This is a genomic window from Eudoraea sp. (assembly GCF_039969275.1).
Classification (GTDB): Bacteria; Bacteroidota; Bacteroidia; order Flavobacteriales; family Flavobacteriaceae; genus Eudoraea.
This window is the reverse complement of record NZ_JBDVOC010000010.1, coordinates 161,144-187,254: the sequence shown is the minus strand read 5'-3', so window position 1 is coordinate 187,254 and position 26,111 is coordinate 161,144. Positions and strand designations below refer to the sequence as shown.

The following is a 26,111-nucleotide window of genomic DNA, read 5'->3' as shown; positions in this document are numbered from 1 at the left end:
ATAAATAAGCATTGCTACAATTAATCTCATTAGAAGTTACAAATTTTAGAGCTATTAAACATGCACTTCTGAACTTTGACCAGATTACGCTTCTCATTGGCGAAAACGATTTAGCGAAATCTACACTCATGGAAGTCCTTTCAGCATCCCTTAACCCCAAATTGGATGATAAACTCCCGGAATTTACCTCATTTCACTTCTATAAAGATCCTGAAAAGGAGGTCCCGGAAAAAAGGCTTGAGATCAAACTTTTATTAAAACTTCAAAACAATGCCCGGCTTGACGAATTTAAAGAGCTAGAATTGCTTTCCGTTAAATCGGAAGAAGAGCTAAAAAAGGAACCCAAGTTAGAAGCTTCTTTTGTTTCATTATTATCCGGTTCCGATAGTACTATGGCATGGAGCTGTACTAACTTACAAAACGGAGCAGTTACCAAAGACCCGCGGGTACTTGCGGCGATAAGAAGGATAATACCCGTAATCCATCTGAGATTTGGGATTTTAACAGGGTTTTTAAATATCGTGGAAGCTGTTGAGGATGAAAATCCTGCAGATACTGATCATGAATACCAACTCAGGCATCAAATTTTTACTTCGGTAAATGAGATACTTCTTGGTACCACTCAGGATACCAATGCTTCTGTGAATAAGGGATTTCATGCCGTGGAAGAATTAATTGAGCATTATGGGCAACCCAATCAGGAATTAAAGAAAGAGGATGGACTGGTGGTAAGAATCAGGGAAATTTTACAAATGGTATCCCTCACTGAGAAAGAGAATTTGGCAGAGGCTTTAAAGCGATTTCAAAGGCTCACAGAAAAACTGGCAACCCTCGTATTAGTAAATGCGCTACTACGCTCCGGCCCTAAAAAGTTTGAAAAATATTCGCGCCCCTTGCTTATTTTTGAGCACCCCGAAGCTTTCCTGCACAAGACTACTCTTGCAACTATTGGCATCTTACTGGGTAGGATCCGCTGGCAAAAGATCATAACCACAAATTCAGGTTTGTTACTGAGCAGGGTTCCTTTAAAATCGATCAGAAGGTTACGCAGGAAGCAGGGTTTGATCCAGGTAAATAGTATCGATTCGCAGCTTTACACCAATGAAGATTTACGCCGCTTATCCTATCATCTCAGAGCTAAGTACAGTTCGGCTTCCTTTGATCGTTTCTGGATTCTCGTTGAGGGAGAATCTGAATACTGGATACTACCTCACCTGGCAAGGATCATGAACTATGAATTTCTGCAGGAGGGCATATCAGTTATCGATTTTGCTCAATCAGGTCTAACTCCCTTATTAAAATATGCTACAGACCTGGGTATTGGCTGGCATGTCCTGGTAGATGGTGATGAAGCCGGTCAGCGCTATGAAAAACAGATACAGGATTTTGCAAGTAAACACAACATTAAGAATCCCACGACCAGGCTAAAGCAAAAGGATATTGAGCATATGTTCTGGTACAATGGCTTTAAAAAAGAATATATTAAAGCCGCCCAACGCTTAAATGTTCCGGAGAATGAGAATAAACCGGGCCTAACTATTCGCAGGGCCATAAAAAATAAATCTAAACCATTCCTGGCCTTAAGTATTATTGAAGCTATTGCCGCCAAGGGCCTGGAAGCCATCCCGGATACGCTCTCCCAAATGATAGAAACTTGTATTGAGCAGGCCCGTAAAAACTAAACCTTGGTATTGATTAAATGGGTCACCCTCCGTTTCGAGGTATATACCACATATCTTTTTCCAGATCTATGCCTCCACCCATTTCTTCCTGCACAACCCGGTCAATTATATAAATGCCTTTTTTGGCCATTTCATCAAAAGTATCTAATCCGTCATTTGGAAAATTAACCCGCGTTCTATGGATATTAAATTTATCAGAAAATTTTCGTCCGAAGGCTTCTTCCACGCCTTCTTTCCCGAGCATAAAGCCCAAAAGACCACCCCAGGTGGCAGTGGGGTTATCCGAATCCCATCCGGCTAATGCTCCAATCTTAATCGTCTCTTTTATGTCTCCTTCCCCGTATAAAAGACTCACTATACTAGCGCCAAAATTAATTCCGGCAGCGAAACAACCATTGCAAAAAATATTTTTGGAGGTTATGGTATACCCATCTTCCTGGTTTACCTGATACCGTTCATACAAGTCGTCCCGTGCTTGTTCCCATGGGATGTTTTCATCGTACTTACCTTTCACAAAGTCGTACATTTTTGCAGCATATGAATCATTTGGAAGGTGTTCTCTGGCTTGAAGTGCCATCCATGCTATCTGTTCTTTTTTGGACAACTTTTCGTCGACATCTGAGGCCAGTGAATGCATGATCACATAGAATTCCGAGATCCATTGTGCATTTTCCCGGGCTGTTGTGCGGATGGGTAAATTGGCCATTTTTAAGGCTACATCGGGTCGGGAGGGAGAGAAAAGACCAAAAATTTCAGTAGTTAGCTGGGCATCAATCATCTCATGGTAATTATCATAGATACTGTCTTTAGTAATCTCCGGGTCACTTGTTTCAGGAGGAACCGCACCATTGAGCATCATATCAAGTGCTTTTTGATTTGACACCCATAAGAAATTTTCTTCTTCGTGTTTTAAATGCTTCAGCCAACCTTCTTTAATCTGCTTTCCAGATAAGATGCTGGTTTTGTTCGTATACAGTAAATGCTGATACATATATTCAATATCTGTATCATCATCTGCACCCCAAATCTCATCTTCACCCCTAAATACAAAATCTATGTTTTCTGATAATTCACTAGGAACGCCTTCACCCCAAATACTTGGCTGGTCTGGTGTTCCCCAATCCTCCCTGGTATAAAATGGCCCGGTTTTAACTTCCCCTATGTTCCCAATTTTGTCCATTTCGGTAACGAGGCCAGTCCAATTTGCGATGCATTGGCCCAGCCAAAATCCATATAGTTTGCTGGAATAGTCCGCACGAGAAATCACCTTATCTGTAGTTTTTGATGAATAGGGATTATATGTAAGTTCAGGATCAGCCAGTGTATTTTCAACCGGCTTTGACTTGTCTTTTTGAGCATCCTTGCATGATAAAATAAGTAAACCAAATAGGAGGGAAGTCACTACTGGAAATATTAATTTAAGCGTTTGCTTCATTTTGCTTGTAATTTAGGTGGTTAGTTTAACTTAAGTCTTTAAAAATAGGTTATTTTGTTTATTATTAAAAGCTAAAAGAACATTGCTAATTGATAAAAGATACAAATCTCAATTTTCTTATATCCTATTGTGATTCCGGCTAAGATTATACATTTATTCCAAGTCTTCGACCTTTAACTGTTTTTGGAGCCAGTATTCATCATCTCTGAATTCATAAGCTGTCGGTTTAAAATCGCCAACAAGGTCTACATCTGCTTTTGCGGGTATGGTCATATTCATACTCCAGTAGACCGCATTTACTAATAGTCTACGTGTGCCTTCATTTAACAAATCACTTGCTGCCCCAATAGTAGATGTGAATGCCTGACCTTCCTTCCCCCCCGGTATCTGATAACTTTTTGTCCAGGCAATAGGCATCATGGGATCATTAAGTAGCACTCCATTATCATTGGTTGTAGCTGCAATACTATCCGTAGGTCGCATTCCATAAAAGAGGTCTTCCTCATTGAACTCGCCTTCTCGCTCCATAACTTCTCCTAAGATAATGGGCTGTGAATCCCCGGGAAGAGGTAGTCGAACTCCGTAAACATCTGTGGGTCCCCAGATATCGCTATCTTCAATCCCGTTTATGATTGGATGTGTTTTACCTACTTCCGATATTACTCCTCTTGTACTTTGATGTTTATGATGCCCGTGATGTGAAATCCATTTTTCTCCTAAAACAAGGCGCCCAAATCCGTCTGCCCACTCTTTTTTGTCGCCGGCATACCCGTTACTATAATGTTTAAAATTAGAAGTGGATTCCGGATCAAAATTAAAGGCATGGGTAGCCGTTCTGATTCCTATTACGGGTCTTCCACTATGTAAATAACTATCTATGATTTGCATTTGTTCATCCGGGAGGGCCCTAAATCTTGTAAAAATTATCATAAGGTCTGCTGTATTCAATGATTCCAGACCTGGAATATTTTTGACATAATTGGCATTGATGATTCCTGGTTTTGAAGGATCCTGGGCAAAAAGTACGGTACACCTGAAACCATGTCTTTTAGATAAAATTTTGGCCAGCTGTGGTAAGGCCTCTTCAGATCTATATTCCTCATCTCCGGAAATTAAAACCACATGTTTGGCTTCTTTTGTTTCTGCATTAAATGTGAGCCATTGTTTTGGGCCTACATCTGCCTTTTCTGAACTTTTTTGTTCTTTTTTTTGGCCGCAAGCCATTATCAAAAGACAACCAAATAATAGAACTATTACTTTTTTCATGCGTTGAGTTTAAGTGCGAAGTGGTTATCAGTCTTCCATACTTTTTTTAATAAAAGAATATCCTTTGGTGTACACTTCCTCCATTGGCGAATAATCTCGCCAGACATTAATGGCATTGGCAAATTCTGGAATTATAGTACTAAAAGCCTCAATAGTAAGCCAGCCCTGATAATCAATTTCCTTTAAGCTTCTGAATACTTCATCCCAGTTTACCTGTCCGCTACCTGGGGTGCCCCGGTCATTTTCACTAATATGCACATGCCTCAAATACGGAGCGATTGTCTCAATTGCTTCAGCCTGACTTTTCTCTTCAATGTTACTGTGGTGTGTGTCGTACATGGCTCCAAGACTCGGATGATTTACTTGCTCGACTAAAGTCTTTAAACCGGCCATGGTGTTGTAGAGATAACATTCAAATCTGTTCAATGCTTCCGGCGCAAGAATAATCTCAGCCTCCCCTGCATATTCCGCTGCTTTTTGCAACATTTCAATACTCCATTGCCTTTCTTCCTCCTTAGGGGGCTGGCGGGTAAAATAGGCAAAGCTTGAATGGAATGGGCCACAAATAACCTCTGCATTGAGCGCTGCTCCCATGTCGATAGACCATTTTAACTTATCCAAGCCTGCATTACGTGTTTTCTGATCGGGACTGGCAATATTTTCTTCAGGGGCCAGGGAGGCAACACAAGTAACTCCCATTGCGATATCGGAGAAATGATTACCGAGCTTTGAATAGTGTTGTTCATTTCCTTCACCTAAGAATAATTCAATCCCATCATAGCCGGTTTCTTTTAAAGTATCGATTATGTCATAGTGTTGATCTGTAACATGATTGGTCCAGAGCAACATGTTCATTCCAATTTTCATTACATAAAATTTATAGACGTCGTTCAGAAAGAAAACCACATTCAATATCGGCGACTACAGTTTCCTGTTAAAGTTAGTAACAAATTAATGCCTACGCTAACACGGGTTCATTCTTCCGGTATTTCATCCAGAACCATAAGATGGTAAATAATACGATAAGGATTGCTGGAAAAATCACCATTGTTCCCAGGGTTTCCTGCCCGGCTATTAACTCCAGTTCATCGCCTTTAAGTCCTCTGGCAGCCACTTCGGCCCTGTCAGAATCGATCCAGTTGCCTATAATTGGCTGAAAGATAGAAGTTGAAAACATACCGACGGCTCCAATAACTGACATACCAAGAGCTCCGCTTTTTGGAATTTTGGTAGCTGTAAAACCAATCATATTAGGCCAGAAATAGGCAATTCCCAACGCAAAAATTACAGCAGCAACATAGGCCATTCCGCCAGTTTGCGTACTAAAAAGATAAAGACCAATCGTTGCTAAAATCGAAGATCCAAGCAGAACACCCTTTTGATGGAATTTTTTAACTATTGTACCTCCAAAATACCTTGCAACTGCCATTAGTCCGGTTATTAAAGCTAATATCAACATAGGATGCGCCCCACTTTTGGATAAGATAAGTCCAACCCATTGTTGCGGGCCAAACTCCGTTATTGCGGTAAAGGCCATACACACCATCATAAAAACAAATAAAGGTGAGAACATTGCCTTAAAATTACCTGCAATAGAGGCTGCCTCACGCATTTTGGCTTTTGGCCAGGTTTGTCCAAAGAATAAATAAGCATAAATTATTGTAGGTATCATAATAATCCAAATCTGGGATTCCCATCCGAAACCGGCATCGGTCATAAATTTGGAAGCCAGACTTCCTATAACAATACCGCCGGGAAACCACATATGAAATCTGTTCAACATTTTACTTATCCTGTTACTCTGATAGGCATCAGCGATCATTGGATTACAAGCCGCCTCTGTACAACCGTTACCCAACCCGATTAGCAAGGTGGATATTAATAGACCTGTATAACTGCCCGAATAAATGGTCATAATTACGCCAACCGCATGGGCGAAAAAGGCAAATTGCATAATTCGTTTTCCACCTACACTATGATATATCAATCCACCAATTACCATTGAGATGGGAAAACCTAAAAACCACATTGAGTTAATAAAACCCAATTGTTCAGCCGATAAACTTAATTCTTCACCTAGTTGTGGTAGAATACCGGCTCTTATACTAAAAGATAAAGCGGTAGTGATTAAGGCAAAACAACTACCATAAAAAAGTCGTTGAGAATTAATTGGGGGGGCGTTTGTAGTGTTTTCCATTTGTTGGTTTTGGTTTATTTACAAACTAAGAGTATTGAAAAAGAGTTAGTTTGAATTTATAAGATTAATGTCTTTTTTGCTAAAATCATAATTAATTTGCAAATGTCTTATCTAATCTCTGAAAAATCCCTTAGATTCTTGTCCAATTGATAAATTTTATTGATAATTGATTTTTAGCTAATTTAGGACAAAATACTGTCGCCCGCTTTTAAGAAAGCGGAAATCACAAAAAGAACAAATAAGTAAAAGCATGCAACAAAACAATTATCCTAAACTACACAATGCATCCTGGCCGGGTGTTGTAGGGAAAGGTCCAGATTCTGAACCACCAATTGCTATTGATACCATGATAGAGCTCACAGCAAATGCTGAGGTCAATGGTGTTAAATTTGATGGATTTGACCTTTTTCTTTTCGATCCGCATATGAATATTGATGCATCGGAAGATGAAATAAAAAAAATGGCCGATAAAGCCTTTTCAAAAAACCTTGAAATAGGAAGTTTGGTGGCTCCTGTCTGGACCCCCACCGGTGGAGGTTCTGCAATGGGCACTAAAGACGAAAGAGCTCAATTTGTAACTCAGGTTAGAAAATCCTGTATAATTGGACAGAAACTAAGAGAAATTGGCGTAAGGCCCAATGGAATTATACGAATAGATTCATCTATTGATCCGGAGACATGGGCTGCAGATCCTGTGGGTAATACAAAACTAATTGCTCAGACGTTCCGCGAGGCCTGTGATGTTGCAGCTGACTTTGGGGAATCTCTTGCCGCGGAAGGTGAGATTTGCTGGGGTGGGATGCATGGTTGGAAATCTATGTTAAATACTCTTGAGGCTGTGAACAGACCTAATATTGGATTTCAGGCAGATATGGCACATACCCTTTTATATCTTTTAGGGTATAATAAACCCGATGAAAGAATCTTGCCAGAGGACTTTAAATGGGAAGACAGAGACACTTTAACCGAAGGTCTTAAAACACTTACCGCTGCACTTAGACCATGGACTATAGATTTTCATGTTGCTCAAAATGATGGTACTGTTTTTGGCGCCGGATCTCATGATAAAACCGGTAGGCACTGTCAGGCTTCCGATCCAAAAGGGAAGTTGAACATTCCTGTTGACGCGGGGCACTGGTTAAGAAATGAGGATGGAACTCTGACTAAAAAAATCAGGCATATATGTTGGGATGGTTGTATGTTTCCCAATGAAGTGATGATGCAGCCTAAAACCTGGAATGATGTTTTGGGTGCCATGATAAAAGTTCGTGAACAGCATGGCTGGTATGAATCTGTTTAATTGCTAATCAAATACTACAGTACTAAAAATGGGAAGTAAGAAACAAATCAGAATAGGATTAATCGGGTACGGATTTATGGGGAGAACCCATTCTAATGCCTATAAAAGGGTAGGGGACTTCTTTCCGGAATTGGAATATCGCCCTGTTCTCAAAGCAGTTTGTGCACGAAATAAAGAACGTGTAAAAGTATTTGCAGAGCAATGGGGATACGAATCTGTTGAAACTGATTGGAAGGTATTAATTGCGAGGGATGATATTGATGCCGTGGATATCTGCACTCCTAACAACATGCATGCACAAATAGCTATAGCCGCTGCGGAGGCGGGAAAGATGGTGCTTTGTGAAAAACCACTGGCCAGAACAGTTGCAGAAGCACAACCTATGGTAGATGCCGTTGAAAAAGCAAGAGTCAACAATACAGTTTGGTACAATTATCGCCGGGTTCCAGCTGTAACTCTGGCCAAGCAACTTATTGATTCTGGAAAACTGGGCAAAATATTTCATTATCGTGCTAACTTTCTGCAGGATTGGACGATCAGTCCGGAACTTCCACAAGGAGGAGAGGGCTTATGGCGCTTAGATAATGAAGCGGCAGGTTCAGGGGTTACAGGAGACCTTTTGGCTCATTGTATTGATACGGCGATGTGGTTGAATGGCGGAATAAAAGACGTTTCTGCAGTAACCGAGACTTTTATTAAGGAAAGAGTACATACTGCCTCAGGGGAGGTGCAAAAAGTAGATATAGATGATGCATGTATCTTCCATTGCCATTTTGATAATGGTTCGCTTGGCCTTTTTGAATCTACTCGATATGCCCGGGGTCATAAAGCACTTTACACCTTCGAGATTAACGGGGAGCATGCTTCAATAAAATGGGACTTACATGACCTGAATCGTTTGGAATATTTTGATCACAGGGACGAATCAATAGAACGTGGTTGGCGTTCTATACATGTAACGGATGGGGATCAGCCCTATATGGATAAATGGTGGGTACCCGGTTTGTCAATAGGATATGAACATAGCTTTGTACATCAGGTAGCAGATTTTTTTAAAAGTTTAGAAAATGAAACTCCTTGCTCGCCAACTTTCAGGGAAGCACAGGAAACACAAAAAGTATGTGAGGCAGTCCTCGATTCGGCAAAATCAAGAAGTTGGAAAGATACCGGTGTCTCCTGGTGAGGAGTTAATGCAATAAAATAATAAAACATAATGAGTGAATCAATAAGGGGGTTTTGCCTACATGGAACAGAAAAGATTTTGCCTAATTCTGGTGTTGCAGTGACAAGCAATACCTCAGTTGTAGACATGGAAATACCTGAATTAAAGGAAGGGGAAATTCGGGCGAGGACTTTATATACTGGTATTTGCGGTTCTGATAATAGCGCCGCCTTGGGTAAGTCAAACTTTAATTGGGTAGAACGACCAAGAATTATTGGTCATGAATTTAGTGCAGAAATATTGGAATTAGGACCCGGGGAACATGGTGATGTGAAAGTAGGAGATGTGTTCACACCTTTAGCCATGCTAGGTTGTCAGGATGAGGATTGTCCGGCCTGCAGCGTGGCAAAATGGAATTTATGTCCGTCCAAACAAATCATTGGATTTCATAGAAATGGGGGTTTTGGGCAAGAGGTTATTCTGGAGTCAGATCGGGTAGTACCCTTAATGGAGGGATTAACGCCGGAGCAAGGGGCTTTAGTTGAGCCACTTTCTGTTATAGTCAACGCACTCCATAATAAGTGTAATATAAAACCCGGACAGGATGTAGTAGTTACCGGTTGCGGAATAATAGGTTTAATGTCTGCCGAATTAGCCAGGGCCGCAGGAGCCAGGGTAGCTGTAACGGGGATAGTCCATGATTTGAATGTGCGTTTAAAAAAAGCTTCCGAACGTGGATTTATTACCTTGGTTGTTTCTCCGGAGAATTCTTTAGAATCTCAATTGTCAAAGGGTATAACGGACAATAATGCTATTCCTTTTGCTATAAATGGAAAAGTAGATTTGCTAATTGAATGTTCCGGTGTTCCACAGGTACTTACAGAAGCTATTTCAGTAGTAAGGCCGGAAGGTGACATTTGTGTAATTGCAACTTATCCAAAGGATGTAGAGATCAATGCTACACATCTCACCCGCACATCTTTGAATATGAGGGGCTCAATGGGTTCCTGCCGGGATGATTATATGGTGGCACAAAAGCTAATGGTGACGGGGATATTCCCATCAGAACATTATATTAACCGCTATGCGTTTAATGATATAAGTCAGGCTTTTGAAGATTCGATTTTGGCGAATAACGTAAAAGCTGTTATAAAAATGAACTGATTTAAATCGAGAAATATCAAATAATCTAACAATATTATATGCATACAATTTTCATTACCGGTGGTACGGGTTGTATTGGTTCCGTAACCATAGCTAAATTATTACAGTCGGAGGAAGTTGGGAAAATTGTAGTTGCTGCAAGATCTGGTAATCTGGAGACTTTGAAATTATGGCTGGGTGATGAATTCGATGCCCGTTTGAAGTTTGTTACCCTGGATATTGCAGATTATGAAGCAATATCTGAGCTGCTAAGAGAGGTTAACCCAACACATATTATACATTTGGGGGCTTATCAGAGTCCGGACTGTTCCAAATATCACATTCGTGGTATGGAAATAAATACGGGAGGTACTATGGCCCTTTTTGATGCTGCAGAAAAGCTAGCTAACCTTAAAAGGTTTGTATTTGCCAGTTCCGCTGCCGTTTACGGGATGAGATCCATGTACCCGGAACCAACTATTGCAGAAGACGCCCAGTTGATGCCACCAAATCACTACGGAATCTGGAAGCTGGCCGGAGAACACCTGGCGCGTTTGTTTTATGACAATACGAAGGTACCCACAATATGCCTGAGAATTAATACAACCTACGGGAAAGGAAGGGATAAAGGAAAAACTGCAGCACCTACAAATGCCTTAAAGGCTATTGCTATGGGATCTGTAGCTGGTGATATAATACCTTTTGAAATGCCATATGAGGGAAGGGAGAATTACCATTATGTAGAAGATGTGGGTGCACATTTTGCCGCATGTACTCTGCAGGCTTTTCAGGGTTATGAGGCGTTTAATATTAAAGGAAAGACTATTGCTATTGAGGAGTTTTTGAGCATTATAAAGGAACAGGCCAATTATCTTGGTGTAGGTGAGTATGCTGAACTTTCCATTACCGAGGGGGCACCACCAAATTTGTTCGCCCACGATCTAAGTCATGAGAAAATTGAAAGGACGTTTACTAATTTGCCTTTAACCTCTATTGCCGAAGGGGTGCGAATTTCCCTTGAGGAATTCCAGAAGATGGCGCGTAAAGGAGTTTTGAAATATTCAGTAGAAAGCACATGAACACAATAAGAATTGGATTAATTGGAGCAGGTGATATAGCCGATCTGCATGCTGAGGCCATTAATGGCCTACAGGGTGCCGAACTTGCCGGGCTATGGAACAGAACTCCCGAAAAAGGAAAAATAAAAGCAAAACAATACAATTGTAATGTCTATTCCTCCGTGGAGGATTTGCTTAATGATCAAAAAATAGATGCAGTTTTCATCCTTACCAATATGGAAACGCATTGTGAATATACCGTAAAGGCAGCCATTGCAGGGAAACATATATTGGTTGAAAAACCAGCTGCATCAAGCATACAGGAGTTGGAAAAAATGCAAAAAGCTGTACTGGAGGCTGGGGTAAAATGTATGCCGGTACATAATTACATATATGAATCGGGGATCTTAAGAACCAAATCCATGATTGAGAATGGTAGCCTTGGAGATATCACCCAATTTTATATGATGTATAACATCCATCATGCTGATGACATTAGGGTACGTTATCCGGGTGTAATTCGACAGATATTAACTCACCATTGTTATACGATGCTCTATCTTGCAGGAAAACCTAAGACCATATCCTGTATGAAGCATACCGTGGACAGTACTCTTGCTCCACAGGAGAATGTGGCTATGGCCAATATTCAAATGGAGAATGGAACACTGAGCCATTTATCGGCAAGTTTTGCGAATGACGACCATGCCGGAGATCCCTGGACGTGCATAATCAAGGTAATTGGGACTAAAGGGAGTACCCGATATAGTTATCGCGATTGGGTTATAAACGAACGCAAAGGGGCGCATTCTCAAACCTATTACAGTTATCCTGAATCCATAAAAAATACAGCGAAGCATTTTATTAATAAAGTATTACGCTCCCATGAAGAACCACTTTCGACTTTGGAAGATGCTATTACTTGTCAAAGAATTATAGAAGCATGTGAACGTTCTGAAAAGGAAGGGATTCATGTGAATTTTTGATATATGAACTTTAGATTTATTATTCAATACTAATATGAGGAATAAGAAAAAAACGGGTATCAAAGAACTGTATATAATGCTCATTTTAGCACTAATTGTGGGCTCCTGTAAGAAAAAAGACAATTCCCTGGCCCTTAATAAGGGGGACCATATAGTCCTTATCGGTAATAATCTGGGATCACGGATGATGAATTTTGGTCACTTTGAAACTGAAATGCAGTTGCGCTACCCGGATAGTTTACTATTCATTCGTAATATGTGTGATGGTGGTAACACTCCCGGATTCAGGCCCCACTCGGCACGAAATTCACCCTGGGCATTTCCTGGCGCTGAAAAATTCCAGACAGAATATGCCCAGAAATCAGGAAGCATCGGACATTATGAAACGCCCGATGAATGGTTAAGCAGACTTAAAGCAGATATTATCATAGCATTTTTTGGATATAACGAATCCTTTCAGGGCAAGGAGGGTCTGGAGAATTACAAAGCCGAATTGCATGCTTTTATTCAGCATACCAGGAAACAAAAGTACAATGGTACAGAACCACCACGGTTAGCGCTGGTTTCTCCAATAGCTTTTGCAGACTTATCTGCTCAAAAAGACCTGCCCAATGGTGTGAAAGAGAATCGGAATTTGTCTTTATACGCCGAAGCAATGAGGGAAATAGCGACGGCAGATAGTGTGTTATTTGTAGATGCTTTTAACCCAAGTAATGAATGGTTTAGAAAGGGAACTGAAGAACTTACTTCAGACGGATTTCAATTAAGCGATTTGGGCTATCAAAAGTTTGCGAAGTTACTGAGTGACCAAATATTTGGGAAAAACAAAAGCAAGGCTGAGGAGAATCGCAATTTGGTACATGAAGCTGTAATTGATAAAAACTGGTATTGGCACAACGATTATAAAATGCCCAATGGGGTACATGCCTTTGGTAGGCGCTATGATCCTTTTGGACCCGCTAACTACCCCTTTGAAATAGAAAAAATACGCGAAATGACCGCCATTCGCGATTCCGCAATTTGGGCGGCTGTAAGGGGTAAAAAGACAGATGTAGAAGCCGCCGACGCCAAAACTAAAAAACTTCCACCTGTGGAAACTAATTATGACCCTGGTCAAGGAGATGTTGAGGCAGGTTATTTGTATGGAAAAGATGCGTTAGACAAGATCAAAGTGGCCAAGGGTTATAAATTGGAATTATTTGCTTCTGAAAAGGAATTTACTGACCTCGCTAATCCTGTACAGCTCTCCTTTGACAACCGGGGAAGACTTTGGGTGGGGGTAATGCCCAGCTATCCCCATTACAGACCGGGTGATAGTAAACCTAATGATAAACTGCTAATTTTAGAAGATACAGATAATGATGGCAAAGCCGATAAACAAACCACCTTTGCGGATGGACTACACCTGACAATTGGTTTTGAATTTGCTCCTGAAGGAGTTTACATATCCCAGGGTACCAACCTGGTGTTGTTAAAAGATACAGATGGCGACGACAAGGCAGATGTGAAAGAAATTATTTTAAGCGGATTTGATGACCACGATACGCACCATACAACCAGTGCGTTTACAGCAGATCCATCAGGAGCTATCTATATGGGAGAAGGTGTATTTTTGCATACTAATGTAGAAACGGCGTATGGTCCGGTACGTGCTACCAATGGTGGGTTTTATCGCTATAGTCCACAAAGGCACCACCTGGAGCGGACTGCACAATTGCCAATTCCTAACCCCTGGGGTATTGCTTTTGATGAATGGGGACAAAATTTCTTTGCGCATACTTCCGGCCCGGATGTTACCTGGATGATGCCTGGAACTATTAAACCAAGATATGGTCAGGCCTCTCCTTTGCCTTCAAACCTGATTCAGGAAGAACACCGGGTTCGTCCTACTTCAGGATTGGAATTTATTTCGAGCAGGCATTTTCCGGATGAGGTACAGGGTGATTTGATTATCAATAACACTATCGGATTCCTGGGAACCAAACAGCACACTATGAAAGACGATCCTGAATCATCTGGATATACTAGCGAACATAGGCTGGATTTGGTGACAGCGGACGATACTAATTTTCGCCCGGTAGATATGGAGTTTGCTCCTGATGGGTCATTATATTTAATAGATTGGCATAATGTGTTGGTTGGGCATATGCAGCACAATGCACGGGATCCGTTAAGAGATCATGTTCACGGCAGGATTTATCGTATGACTTATCCTTCACGACCCCTGGTAGAGCCCGCAAAGATAGAGGATGCCACGGTGGGCGAACTATTGGATAATTTAAAGTTACCGGAGTATAGAACACGCTATCGGACACGAAGAGAACTACGTGCCAGGGATTCCGATGAAGTATTGGCCAAAATTAAAGGTTGGGTCGGTGACCTCGATAAAAATGATAGCAGGTATGAGCATCAAATCCTGGAGGCCTTATGGGTAAGTTGGGGGTTAAACCAAATTGATGATGATCTTTTAAGGCAACTTTTAAATGCAGAGGATTACAGAGCCAGGGCTGCTGCAGTAAGGGTTTTGAGATATTCTGGTCATCAAATACCTGACCAGGCAGAACTTTTAATGACTGCGGCTAAGGATGATAATCCACGTGTACGACTGGAGGCCTTTGTGGCAGCTTCATGGTTAGAGAAGGAATCTGGCCTGGCTGTACTTGAAGCTGCAGGCCAAAAACCTCTGGATGATTGGATGAAGCTTCCTTATGAGGCTGCGATGGCACATTTAAATGACCATAATATGGGACAGGACCCGGAAACAAAAGGTATAAAAACGGATCTTGAAGGAAAAGAACGGGAATTGTTTGTTAAAGGGGAAGAGATCTATAAAAGGGAAGGATTTTGCATTACCTGCCATCAACCGGATGGAAAAGGTTTAAGTGCATCTCAATTTCCACCATTGGCCGGGGTTGAATGGGTTACCGGAAGTGAGGAGCGTCTTATTAAATTAACACTCAAAGGAATTATGGGGCCTATTGATGTACAAGGGAAAACATATCCGGGGCAGGTTCCTATGACCCCATTTGGCGGTATGCTAAACGATGAAGAAATAGCCTCGGTACTTACTTTTGTAAGAAATGCCTTTGGTAATAAAGCATCTGCCATTGTACCCGAAAAAGTGAAGGAAGTAAGAGATAATATTAAGGATAAAGAAGGTTTTTACTCTGCGGAAGAGCTTTTAAAGGTACATCCAATGAATTAATTATCTGCTTGAAATTCAAAGATTTTATCCATTAATAGCCACTTTTCACCAGGTTGAGCAAAGGGTAAAGCCTGCTGATAATTCCACATTAAAACCTCCCAATCCTGCACTCTGTCGTTATCGGCATCCATCCTGGCCTTTTTCTCGAATGAAAAATGATCATCAACTTCTATAATCATAAATAAACGATTTCCAAGGCGATAGATTTCCATGTGGTTAATGCCAGAATTTGAAAGACTGTTTAAGACCTCAGGCCATACATTATTATGATACTCCTCGTACTTAGCAATTAGTGCATCGTCATCTTTAAGATCCAATGCCAGACAATGTTTTCTCATATTTTAATTTTGGTTAATTCCTTTCAAATTCAGAGCTCTGAATCAAAAACAAGCGTATCCAATTCGGTTGCTTTCCAAGGCGTTATTTTTCCCTGCGTACGAAATCTTATTCTGCCAACGGTACCATTGGAGATGGCCTCCGCAGAATTCCCCCAGCTATTTCTTATATAGGTAGAAATGGCGGCTATGTCCTCATTCTGCAGTGTAGAGAATGAAGGCATATTGGGTAATATATCCGGAATCCCATATTCCCTACCATTAACTAAAACAGGCCCTTCCATACCGTGTAATAAAATCATAGCCAGTTTTTCTTTATCACCTGTAACCCATTCAGATTGCTTTAATGGTGGAGCAAATCTGGCCATACCCTCTCCCTGAGTTCCATGGCAATTAGCACAAAGATTTATATATTTTTGTCGGCCGGAGGCCATAACGCTCTGGTCAATTTCAATTAAGTTTTGTTTGGAGTCAGCGGCTTTCATTGGTTTGCCCGGCCAGATGAATAATTTTTCCAAGTTGGCCAACATATTTTGATCTGTCTTTTCCAAGGCTTTTAGCTTTTGGAAAACAGGAGGTTCATGAGTAAGTTCAATTTTGGCATCATCCTGTGATGCAGAACTGTTGAGGATTCCATTTACAATGGCATTGGTCACCCATTGAGTTTTTTGGGTTTGAGGGGAATTCAATTTGTTCAAAATGGGTAGAATTTCTTCTTCAGCTCCCTTTGAAGCAATTACTCCAACCAGCATTTCAATAAATATTTCGCGATTCTGATCATAAGTATTCCATTCCTCGTCAGATAACAAGTTATTGAAAAAAGCAAACTCCCTATCGAACATACTGCTCATAACTACATCACGCGCCACAGGATTCTGATCGTATTCTTCAAGGAATTTCTTTGAAATACTATAAGCAGATTCTGCTTCTAATAGGTCGGAAGTCAATACCATTTGCATCTTTAAAATGGGTTCTGCCTGACCATATGTGCTAGAAATAAATTGTTGTATTACTTCACGTACATCTGGTTGTTCAACAACTAAATTGGAAGAAAGACGAAGAGCAGTCTGTGCTACTATTGGGTCTGCAGCATGCAGGGCAGTGAGGTAAGGTTTTGAATCTGTATTTCCTAATCCCTCAAGGGTCCATAGTGCATGGAGTTGCCCTAAAGAGTTATCCGAAGAAAGAAGATTTTCTAATTCCGGAACAATAGTAAGATCCCCACTTTCTACCAGTAAGCGCTGGGCCATATCTCTGGTCCATCCATTTGTGTGCTTTAAAAGCTTAACAAGCTCTGCCGGTTTTAATTTGGAAAGATCCTCTGCTTTTTCTGCTGTATTTTTTTTTGAAGTAATGCGCCATATGCGACCCATATTTATCGGTTTGTCGAGTTTCCGCTTTAAGCTTACTTCCCGCAGATATTCTGTCATATAAGGTCCGTGCTGAATTATACCTTTATACATATCCACCACATAAAGTGCGCCATCCGGCCCTGAAGCCAGAGAAATGGGTCGAAATCGCTCGTCTGTTGAAGCAAGAAATTCACGATTCTCATAAATGCCTGAAGCGCTTAACATAAATCCATCTTCAAGTACTGAATTTCTCTTGATCAGGTTACCGGTTGGTTCACAAACAAAGGCATTTCCCATATATGAATCAGGAAGGACATCCCCACGGTAAATTAAAGGTCCACAAGCCGATGCAAATTCCAGCAATTTTCCTTCTTCATCCAAGGTCCCCGGAACATAACCGCGGTTTACCGCTGTATTACTTCTAATGGGATATATTTTCCGATCGAGTGTCAGTCCATGATCTATACCACTGCTGCTTTTATGATGTTTATTTCTTTGAAGCGCATTTGGAGGGACAAGATCTGCATGTAATTGTGACCAATTATAATTATAAAACAAACGTCCCGAATTATCATGACAAATTCCCCATTGTCCCCTGAATTCGGTTTCTTCTTTAATCCATTTAGAATCAATTTTCCGGTAGCGGCTTTTAGATTTGGCATTGTAATACCAATTGTCCATTCCTCTCCAAAGCGCATTGGCCGAATGTTCAGGCATTCCTTGTCCGCCATATGTAGGATCAATCAATGTTTTTGTATCTGCTTTAAAATCCCCATCAGTATCCTCTGCAAACCAAAGTGGAATATTTTCGGCAACAAGGGCTCCTCCGTTGACCACTGCAATGGCTCTTGGAAGCACCAGACTATCTAAAAATATGGTACTCGCGTCCATTTGGCCGTCACCATCGTTATCAAATAATACGCTAACTCTTCCTACAGGATCTTTTTCCCCGGTGCCGTCAATATCGCGCATAAAACCTATCATTTCAACCACCCACAACCTGCCAGCCTCGTCAAAAGAAATTGCCACAGGGTCTTGTACAAGGGGCTCAGCTGCCACTAGTTGAATTTCAAGATCGGGATCCGCAAGTTCAAAAGATTGAAGGGCTTGAGAAGGCGATAAAGGAGGAGAGGGATCTTGTTTACAGCTCTGAAAAATCATCAATAATCCATAGCAGGATAATATTGATAGTAGATGAAAAAATATTTTATTTTTCCTGAGCATGAACCTTTAGAATTCTATTGCGATTATATGATAAACGTGGCTACATATACAAGTAATGCTGCGAATGAGCCAACGACAAATGTACCCAGGGTATATACTTTATATCCCGTTTTCACATCTATACCAGAGAACTGAGTAAGGATCCAAAATCCACTATCATTTGCATGGGAAACTACCATCGCACCTGCGCCTATAGCTGCAACAACCAAAGCTTTATCTACTTCTGATACAAAACCTAATGAAAGCAATAATGGAGCAATAATTGAGGCAGTTGTTATAAGTGCCACTGTTGATGAACCTTGTGCTGTTTTAATTGCAGCACATAACATGAAGGGAAGCCAAATACCAAGATTGGCTGTAGAGAGCGTATCTGCAAGCGTAGTGGCAATCCCACTATTCTGTAATATGGTTCCAAAGATACCTCCTGCACCGGTAATAAGGATAATGTTTGAAGCATCTGTCAGGGCATTCCCAACCCAACCAGTGGTAGATAAAATAGTTTTATCCCACTTCTTTGGGAGTAAAAAGGCGAAAAGCATACCAATTATAAGTGCAATAACCGGAGAACCAACAAAGGAAATAAATTTAACCCAGGCAGTTTCCGCCTGGCCTTCAGCCAAATTAAATTCTACAAGAGATTTCCCTACAATGAGTAAGATTGGAATTAATATGGGTAAAAAAGATTTAAATGCATTGGGTGCTTGCTTAATTTTTTCCTTAATCTCATCTTCTGAAATTTCGGGATTTGGATCAATGTAATGCTTAGACCCCATTTTCTTGCAGTAAAATACTGCTACCACTAGTGAGATAAGACCAATGATTAGACCAATTAGCATTACCAGCCCTACGTCTGCGCCAATTATTCCTGCAGCCGCAATAGGACCAGGGGTAGGAGGCACCAATACATGCGTGATCATCAGCCCTAGAATTAAAGCCGTAGCGGTTCCAACAATCGATAAGCCGGCCCTTTTAGAAAGGCTTTTGTTTAATGGGTTGAGAATTATGAATCCACTATCCGCAAATACGGGTATAGAGACCACAAAACCAACTAATCCCATAGCTTCATGAACGCGGTTTTTACCAATTATTTTAAGGATTATTTCCGCCAGTTTATAGGCACCTCCTGAATGCTCAAGAAAGGCACCAATTATAACTCCCAGGACAATGACCACTCCAATTTTACCCAAGGTGATGCCGAATCCGTCATTTATAGATTGTACTATTATGTTCAAGTCCATACCTGAAAGGAGGCCAAAGAAGATGGCCGCACCCAGCAGTGCTAAAAATGGGTGAACTTTTAATTTAGCTGTGAGGAATACGATGATTGCCACACTCAAAAGGAGTAATAAAATAGTTGTCATAAAGTGATTGGTTTAGTGTGCATCTCGTTTTACCACGGAACTTGATTTTCCTACTAAAAAATCAAAATCTGCGCCCAGATGGGCCTGTTGCACGGTTCTAGTATATAAGTTGGTATATCCTCTGTCTGCGGGTTGCTGAGGGGGTGTCCAGGCCGCTTTTCTTTTTTCCAGTTCAGGCTGTTCCACTTCCAAATGCAATTTCCTGTTAGGAACATCAAGGATAATATAGTCTCCGGTTTGCACCAAGCCCAAAATCCCGCCTATTGATGATTCCGGAGAAACATGTAAAACTACGGTACCAAAAGCAGTACCACTCATTCTGCCGTCCGAGATACGAACCATGTCTTTTATCCCCTTTTTTAATAACTTTTCGGGTAAATCCACATTACCAACTTCCGGCATACCGGGATAACCAACAGGGCCGGCTCCTTTTAGCACAATTACGCTGTTTTCATCTATTTCCAAATCAGGCCTGTCTATATTAGCATGGCAATCCTCAATAGTTTCAAAAACTACCGCCCTTCCCCGATGTGTCATTAGTTCCGGAGTTGCTGCCGAGGGTTTTATTACAGCCCCATCTTCACATAAGTTGCCATATAATACTGCAATCCCTGCTTCTTCAATAAAGGGTTGGTCAATTGCTGCAATTACCTCGTAATTATAACATTCCGCTTTTTTATTATTCTCTCCTATTGGTTTGCCATTAACGGTTAAGGCATCGTTGTGGAGGTGATCTTTCATTTGATTGATGACAACCGGTAAACCGCCGGCATCAAAAAAGTCCTCCATCAGGAATTTACCTGAAGGCATTAGATTTACCAGTAAGGGTATTTTACTGCCAAGCGTGTCAAATTCCTTTAAATGAAGTGGAACCCCAATTCTTCCCGCAATAGCTTGCAGGTGAATAATAAAATTAGTGGAACCTCCTACCGCGGCATTTAATTTTATGGCATTTTCAAAGGCCTCGCGAGTGAGGATTTTAGATAGCTTCAGGTCTTCTTTTACCATTTCAACTATCCGTCTTCCAGATAGTTGTGCCAATACCTTTTTGCGCGAGTCAACGGCAGGTATAGCCGCAGCACCTGGTAAAGTAAGCCCAAGAGATTCAACCATGCAAGCCATAGTGGAAGCTGTTCCCATAGTCATACAATGTCCTGCGCTTCGTGCCGAGCATATCTCGGCTTCAATCTGATCTTCCGGAGTAAAACCCTCATTTTTAATCTTGTCTTTTAAGGTCCATACAAATGTACCCGATCCTATACGTTCTCCTTTGTATTTTCCATTTAACATAGGTCCTCCAGGCACCACAATTGTAGGGAGGTCAACGCTACAGGCCCCCATTACGGTAGATGGTGTGGTCTTGTCGCACCCCGTTAGAAGAACAACTCCATCAAGTGGGTTAGCACGTATACTTTCCTCGGTATCCATACTTGCCAGGTTTCTGAAAAGCATTGCTGTTGGGCGCATTAATATTTCCCCCATACTAGTGACCGGGAATTCAAAAGGGACACCACCAGCTTCCAGAACCCCCTTTTTAACAAACTCGGCAAATTCTCTTAAATGACCATTACATGGAGTTAGTTCGGACCAGGTATTACAAATACCAATTACAGGTCTTCCATTGAAATAATCATTTGGATAACCCTGATTACGGAGCCATGACCTGTGAATGAATGCCGATTTTGGATCTCCGGGGTTAAACCAATCTTCACTTCTCAATCTTTTTTGCTTATCTTTTTCCATTAACTGATACTTCTAAGGTGGAAACACTTAATATTTTAGATTAACATTAATCATTTATACGGAAATCAAGGTATCATCTTTAAAGCAGTTAACAAAATGGATTGCGTATTTATTTCGATACCAAAGTCTTTTTTGCTAAATATTAGCAGGTACTGAAAATCTTTTGTTACTTTTAGTTATATACTATTATGATGTGATTACGGACTGTTTTGTTTTACAGATTAACTGCAGAAAAGTTTTCATTTGTTATTTGAATGAATCACAGGGTTTCTTTTTGAACGGATAAGAATAAAATAATGGACAATTGTTAATTTGATCTTATGAAACGAAGGAGTTTTATTAAAAAAAGCAGTTCAGCGGGATTACTCACTTTATCTATTCCGGCAATTCCTTCTTTTTCTCCTTTAGTTGCTGAAATGAGGTTTGGGATTGCAGAAGCTTCCTATGTGCAGCGTAGATATGGAAAATTAGATAGCAAAATCTACCCCCCTTTCACTGACTCTTTACAAATGATTGAACATTGTAGTTCTGCAGGATTTGGCGGTGTACAATTTAGTGTCAAAGGTTGGGATGCTGAGTATGCCAAAAAGGTAAAAAATAGAGTTGAGGAATTGGAGCTCTTTCTTGAAGGCCAGATTAGGTTACCAAAAGACGATTCAGATCTTCAAAGGTTCACTGCTGAGGTATCAGTTGCAAAAGAAGCAGGAGTAGATATTCTTAGGACAGCCTGCCTTTCGGGCCGCAGATATGAGACCTTTGATACCATGGGTGCTTTTCAGGAATTCAGGACAAAATCAATTAATTCCTTAAAGCTGGCAGAACCCGTTGTTCGCAAATTAGGTGTTAAGCTTGCAGTAGAGAATCATAAGGACTGGCGGATTACTGAAATGATAGAAATATTGAAACTGATTGACAGTGAGTGGGTAGGGGTCAATCTGGATACCGGCAATAACATCTCCCTGCTGGAAGATCCAATGGAGGTGGTAGAAGCACTAGCTCCTTATGCTTTTACAGTCCATTTAAAAGATATGGCTGTTACGGAATATGAAGATGGATTTTTACTGGCTGAAATTAATTTAGGACAAGGATTTTTGGATCTTGATAAAATGATTACTGTGATAAAAAATCATAATCCGGATATTAGGTTTAATTTGGAAATGATCACCAGAGATCCCTTGAAAATCCCATGTTTAACAAAGGGTTATTGGGCAACATTTGATGAAATTTCTGCCAGTGAATTGGCCGGGTTTCTTTACAAGATTAAAAAGCAAAAAAGTTCGTCACCATTAACCGTGATATCCAAAAACTCAGCAGATGACAGACTGGCTCTGGAAATAGAGAATAATAAAGCTTCACTAAAATACGCCAGGCAACGTTTGGGCTTTATTTAAAAAAACATAAGAATATGACAGATACTCGTTTACCCGGAATAAAACAATTTGACATGAAAGGGCGAATAGCCATGATTACTGGTGGTTCCAAAGGTCTTGGGTTGGCAATGGCGGCCGGTCTGGCATCCGCAGGTTGTTCAACTGCACTAGTGAACAGAAATTTGGAAGAAGGTATCAGTGCAGCGGAAGAACTTAACAAGGATTTTGGAGTAAAGGCTAAGGCCTATTCTGCTGATGTTACGAATTTAAAACAGGTAGAGGCCGTTGTAAAGGAGATTGAAAATGATTTTGGTAAAATAGATATATTAATTAATAGTGCCGGGATTAATATCAGGGGGGCCATAGATGAATTAAGTCCGGAGGATTTTAACCAGGTTATGAAGGTTAATGTAGAAGGTACCTGGAACACCTCCCGTGCGGTCACACCTCAGATGAAACAAAATAACTACGGAAGAATTATTAATATGGCTAGTACCTTGGGATTAGTAGGTCTGGCAAATCGTACTCCATATGCCACGAGTAAAGGAGCTGTGGTTCAAATGACCAGAGCACTGGGATTGGAGCTGGCACCTTTTAATATTACCGTTAATGCGATATGCCCGGGGCCTTTTTTAACAGAAATGAACATCCCGATTGCCAATACCGAAGAAGCAAAGAATTTCATTGTTGGGGCTACAGCGGTCGCCCGTTGGGGAGAGTTACGCGAAATACAAGGAGCAGCCATTTTTTTAGCCAGTGATGCAGGCAGCTATATGGTAGGTTCTATGCTTACCGTAGATGGGGGTTGGACGGCAAAATAAACAGATCTAATATAGACCCATTTAATTAAAACTTTCTTTCTTTTATTGCTAAGTAACAGTTGTTACACAAGCTGAATTTATGACTTATGTCATATTTTTCGGCACTTCCTATAATTAATTTTACATCATTAAATACAGGTCAAAATTCCTGTATTCAGAATTATAAAAAGGTAAGTAGTCATGAAAAATTTAGTTATATTAGGTGCAGGGACTTCCGGAACCATGATGGCCAATCATTTGGTATCCAGTCTGCCTAAAGGAGAGTGGAAGATTTCCATTGTAGATCAGTACAAAACCCATTATTACCAGCCTGGGTTCTTATTTCTTCCTTTTGATATTTATACTACAAAACAGGTTAAGAAAAAAGGGTCCAAATTTTTACCTAAGGGTGTTAACTATATCCAGGAAAAAATAGATCTCATTGTACCTGAAAACAATAAAGTACTCCTTGCTGATGGCCAGGAGTTGTTGTACGATGTTTTAATTGTAGCGACAGGAACGAAAACTGTACCTGAAGAAATAGAAGGTATGAAAGGGCCAAAATGGTATAAAAACATCTTTGATTTCTATACCTATGAAGGTGCCAAAGCACTCAGGAATAAATTTAGAACCTGGGAAGGTGGAAAACTGGTGGTCCATATAACCGAAATGCCCATAAAATGTCCGGTAGCTCCTTTGGAATTTGCATTTTTGGCAGATTCCTATTTTAAAAACAAAGGGATGAGAGATAAGGTAGATATAACCTTTGTAACACCGCTGGATGGTGCTTTTACAAAACCACGGGCTACGGAAACCCTTCATTATTTGTTGGAAGAAAAAAACATTAAAGAAGTTACAGATTTTAATATTGAGCGTGTTGATTACGAGAATAATAAGATCATAGATTACGCGGATACTGAGGTGGAATACGACCTTTTAGTAACCGTCCCTACGAATATGGGCGATCCATTACTGGAACGCTCAGGCCTGGGAGATGATCTGAATTACATTCCAACTAATAAAACGACATTACAGTCTACAGATCATGAGAATATATTTGCTATAGGTGACGCTACTAATGTACCAGCATCAAAAGCAGGTTCAGTAGCCCATTTTGAAGCTGAAATCTTGACGGATAATATATTGAGATATATAAATGGTGAGGAGTTAAAAGAAGATTTTGATGGTCATGCCAATTGCTTTATTGAAACCGGAGGAGGTAAAGCATTATTGATTGATTTTAACTACACCACCGAACCGGTTGAAGGTACATTTCCCTTTCCTGGAGTAGGTCCTTTAAGGCTTTTAAAAGAGAGCAGAATGAATCATATGGGTAAGCTAGCATTCCGCTGGATATATTGGAATATGCTGTTAAAGGGTGTCCCTATACCATTTGTTGACGCACAAATGTCTGAAAAAGGTAAACAAATAGAAAAAGTTCAATAGATAATTATAAACTAAAAAAACATGAAAAAAATAATAGCAGATCGCGAAATTGATGTAAACGAAGAAGGGTATCTAGTCGATTTTAATCAGTGGGATAAGGACGTTTGCGCTTATTTGGCAGATGAACAGGGTATTTCCATGACAGATAAACATTGGGAAGTTATAGAGTACCTACAAGATAAACACCATAAAGAGGAACCTCTATCAATCCGTGGTATTAAGAAAAGCGGTGTCATAAACATTAAAGAGTTCTACAGTTTATTTCCTGGAGGACCTCTTAAAAAGTCTACTTTGATAGCAGGGATCCCTAAACCAAAGAGTTGTATCTAACTAATTAAAAGGTAATCTAAGATTTTAATAAAATCATAAAAAAAATAGAGATGAGCGAAACTAGCGTAAAAGAGATGAGCGAAACTAAAGTAAAAGAGACGAACGGAACTAAAGTAAAAAAGATGCTTTTTATTCTTTCCAAGGGTACCATAGAAAATGCATATGCAGCATTTGTTATGGCAAATGGAGCCAGGATGGAAGGTATTGAATCGGAAATATTTTTCACTTTTTTTGGACTGGAAACAATTCAAAAGAAAAAATTAGAACACTTACGTACGGCTACCGTTGGTAATCCAGCTTTACATATGCCAACTATGTTAGGTGGTCTGCCTGGAGTAGAGGCATTGGCTACTAAAATGATGAAGAAGGAAATGGAAAAATTAGATATGCCTCCTATTGGTGAGTTCCTTGAAATTTTGTCAGACTCCGGTTGTAAACTATGGGGCTGTAAACTGGCCGTTGACATGTTCCACCTGAAAGAAGAAGATTTAATTGATGAATTGGATGGAGTAATAACTATTGGGGACTTTTATGGCAGAGCTAATGAAGAAGGCACCCATTTATTATTTATTTAAATACGATGAGTTAATAAAAAAAATAGGTTCCATTATTAGATTGTTTTAAACCCTGCCGATTTCTTTTGGCAGGGTTTTTTTAAATGAAGTATTTTGGAGTCTTTGACTAGTTTAATACTTGAGCTATTATAAATTAAATTC

Annotated in this window: 20 protein-coding genes; 12 read left to right on the top strand and 8 right to left on the bottom strand. The window is 40.4% G+C overall.

Annotated features, from left to right (window positions below; translation table 11 throughout):
- Positions 1-11: 11 nt before the first annotated feature.
- Positions 12-1,682, top strand: coding sequence for a DUF2813 domain-containing protein (locus tag ABJH90_RS08720; RefSeq protein ID WP_348138412.1), 1,671 nt, complete (start codon positions 12-14; stop codon positions 1,680-1,682).
- A gap of 22 nt (positions 1,683-1,704) precedes the next feature.
- Here the strand turns inward: ABJH90_RS08720 and ABJH90_RS08715 are convergent, their stop codons facing one another.
- From ABJH90_RS08715 to ABJH90_RS08700, 4 genes are all read right to left on the bottom strand, one after another.
- Positions 1,705-3,117, bottom strand: a complete 1,413-nt coding sequence (locus tag ABJH90_RS08715) for an ADP-ribosylglycohydrolase family protein (protein WP_348138410.1) — start codon at positions 3,115-3,117, stop codon at positions 1,705-1,707.
- Positions 3,118-3,270: 153 nt separating this feature from the next.
- Positions 3,271-4,383 (bottom strand): hypothetical protein, encoded by a 1,113-nt coding sequence (locus ABJH90_RS08710; RefSeq protein ID WP_348138408.1) that lies wholly within the window; start codon positions 4,381-4,383, stop codon positions 3,271-3,273.
- 27 nt (positions 4,384-4,410) lie between these two features.
- Positions 4,411-5,250, bottom strand: coding sequence for a sugar phosphate isomerase/epimerase (locus ABJH90_RS08705; protein ID WP_348138406.1), 840 nt, complete (start codon positions 5,248-5,250; stop codon positions 4,411-4,413).
- A gap of 91 nt (positions 5,251-5,341) precedes the next feature.
- Positions 5,342-6,580: an MFS transporter gene (locus tag ABJH90_RS08700; RefSeq protein ID WP_348138404.1), complete on the bottom strand. Its 1,239-nt coding sequence runs from the start codon at positions 6,578-6,580 to the stop codon at positions 5,342-5,344.
- A 250-nt stretch (positions 6,581-6,830) separates the two neighbouring features.
- Here ABJH90_RS08700 and ABJH90_RS08695 point away from each other — a divergent pair, with 250 nt between their 5' ends.
- From ABJH90_RS08695 to ABJH90_RS08670, 6 genes are read left to right on the top strand one after another with little or no spacing between them, the layout of a single operon-like run.
- Positions 6,831-7,880: a TIM barrel protein gene (locus ABJH90_RS08695; RefSeq protein WP_348138402.1), complete on the top strand. Its 1,050-nt coding sequence runs from the start codon at positions 6,831-6,833 to the stop codon at positions 7,878-7,880.
- Between the two features lie 28 nt (positions 7,881-7,908).
- Complete coding sequence (locus ABJH90_RS08690; RefSeq protein WP_348138400.1) at positions 7,909-9,063, top strand: Gfo/Idh/MocA family oxidoreductase; 1,155 nt, start codon at positions 7,909-7,911, stop codon at positions 9,061-9,063.
- A 30-nt stretch (positions 9,064-9,093) separates the two neighbouring features.
- Positions 9,094-10,206: an alcohol dehydrogenase catalytic domain-containing protein gene (locus ABJH90_RS08685; RefSeq protein WP_348138398.1), complete on the top strand. Its 1,113-nt coding sequence runs from the start codon at positions 9,094-9,096 to the stop codon at positions 10,204-10,206.
- 38 nt (positions 10,207-10,244) lie between these two features.
- Positions 10,245-11,264 (top strand): NAD-dependent epimerase/dehydratase family protein, encoded by a 1,020-nt coding sequence (locus tag ABJH90_RS08680; RefSeq protein ID WP_348138396.1) that lies wholly within the window; start codon positions 10,245-10,247, stop codon positions 11,262-11,264.
- Positions 11,261-12,229 carry a Gfo/Idh/MocA family oxidoreductase gene (locus ABJH90_RS08675; RefSeq protein WP_348138394.1) on the top strand — a complete coding sequence of 323 codons (969 nt, stop codon included), beginning with the start codon at positions 11,261-11,263 and terminating at the stop codon, positions 12,227-12,229. Before ABJH90_RS08680 ends, ABJH90_RS08675 begins: the two co-directional genes overlap by 4 nt.
- 34 nt (positions 12,230-12,263) lie before the next feature.
- Positions 12,264-15,434, top strand: a complete 3,171-nt coding sequence (locus ABJH90_RS08670; protein WP_348138392.1) for a PVC-type heme-binding CxxCH protein — start codon at positions 12,264-12,266, stop codon at positions 15,432-15,434.
- Here ABJH90_RS08670 and ABJH90_RS08665 read toward each other — a convergent pair.
- The 4 genes from ABJH90_RS08665 to ABJH90_RS08650 form a co-directional block, all read right to left on the bottom strand.
- A complete protein-coding gene (locus ABJH90_RS08665) occupies positions 15,431-15,772 on the bottom strand; it encodes an L-rhamnose mutarotase (RefSeq protein WP_348138390.1) in 342 nt (113 codons plus the stop codon). The genes ABJH90_RS08670 and ABJH90_RS08665 overlap by 4 nt on opposite strands.
- Before the next feature lie 29 nt (positions 15,773-15,801).
- Positions 15,802-18,282, bottom strand: a complete 2,481-nt coding sequence (locus tag ABJH90_RS08660) for a c-type cytochrome (RefSeq protein WP_348138388.1) — start codon at positions 18,280-18,282, stop codon at positions 15,802-15,804.
- An 86-nt stretch (positions 18,283-18,368) separates the two neighbouring features.
- The gene (locus tag ABJH90_RS08655) at positions 18,369-19,706 is read right to left on the bottom strand and encodes a GntP family permease (RefSeq protein WP_348138386.1); all 1,338 of its coding nucleotides are present in this window, start codon (positions 19,704-19,706) and stop codon (positions 18,369-18,371) included.
- A gap of 12 nt (positions 19,707-19,718) precedes the next feature.
- Positions 19,719-21,449 carry an IlvD/Edd family dehydratase gene (locus ABJH90_RS08650; protein WP_348138384.1) on the bottom strand — a complete coding sequence of 577 codons (1,731 nt, stop codon included), beginning with the start codon at positions 21,447-21,449 and terminating at the stop codon, positions 19,719-19,721.
- A gap of 320 nt (positions 21,450-21,769) precedes the next feature.
- Here ABJH90_RS08650 and ABJH90_RS08645 point away from each other — a divergent pair, with 320 nt between their 5' ends.
- The 5 genes from ABJH90_RS08645 to ABJH90_RS08625 all read left to right on the top strand — a co-directional run bounded on the left by ABJH90_RS08645 (position 21,770) and on the right by ABJH90_RS08625 (position 25,970).
- A complete protein-coding gene (locus ABJH90_RS08645; protein ID WP_348138382.1) occupies positions 21,770-22,840 on the top strand; it encodes a TIM barrel protein in 1,071 nt (356 codons plus the stop codon).
- 14 nt (positions 22,841-22,854) lie between these two features.
- Entirely contained in the window at positions 22,855-23,640 is a 786-nt protein-coding gene (locus tag ABJH90_RS08640; RefSeq protein WP_348138380.1) for an SDR family oxidoreductase, read from the top strand.
- Between the two features lie 180 nt (positions 23,641-23,820).
- Entirely contained in the window at positions 23,821-25,065 is a 1,245-nt protein-coding gene (locus tag ABJH90_RS08635; protein WP_348138378.1) for an FAD/NAD(P)-binding oxidoreductase, read from the top strand.
- A gap of 21 nt (positions 25,066-25,086) precedes the next feature.
- Positions 25,087-25,395, top strand: coding sequence for a TusE/DsrC/DsvC family sulfur relay protein (locus tag ABJH90_RS08630; RefSeq protein ID WP_348138376.1), 309 nt, complete (start codon positions 25,087-25,089; stop codon positions 25,393-25,395).
- A gap of 50 nt (positions 25,396-25,445) precedes the next feature.
- Positions 25,446-25,970, top strand: a complete 525-nt coding sequence (locus ABJH90_RS08625) for a DsrE/DsrF/DrsH-like family protein (protein ID WP_348138374.1) — start codon at positions 25,446-25,448, stop codon at positions 25,968-25,970.
- The last annotated feature ends 141 nt before the right edge of the window (positions 25,971-26,111 follow it).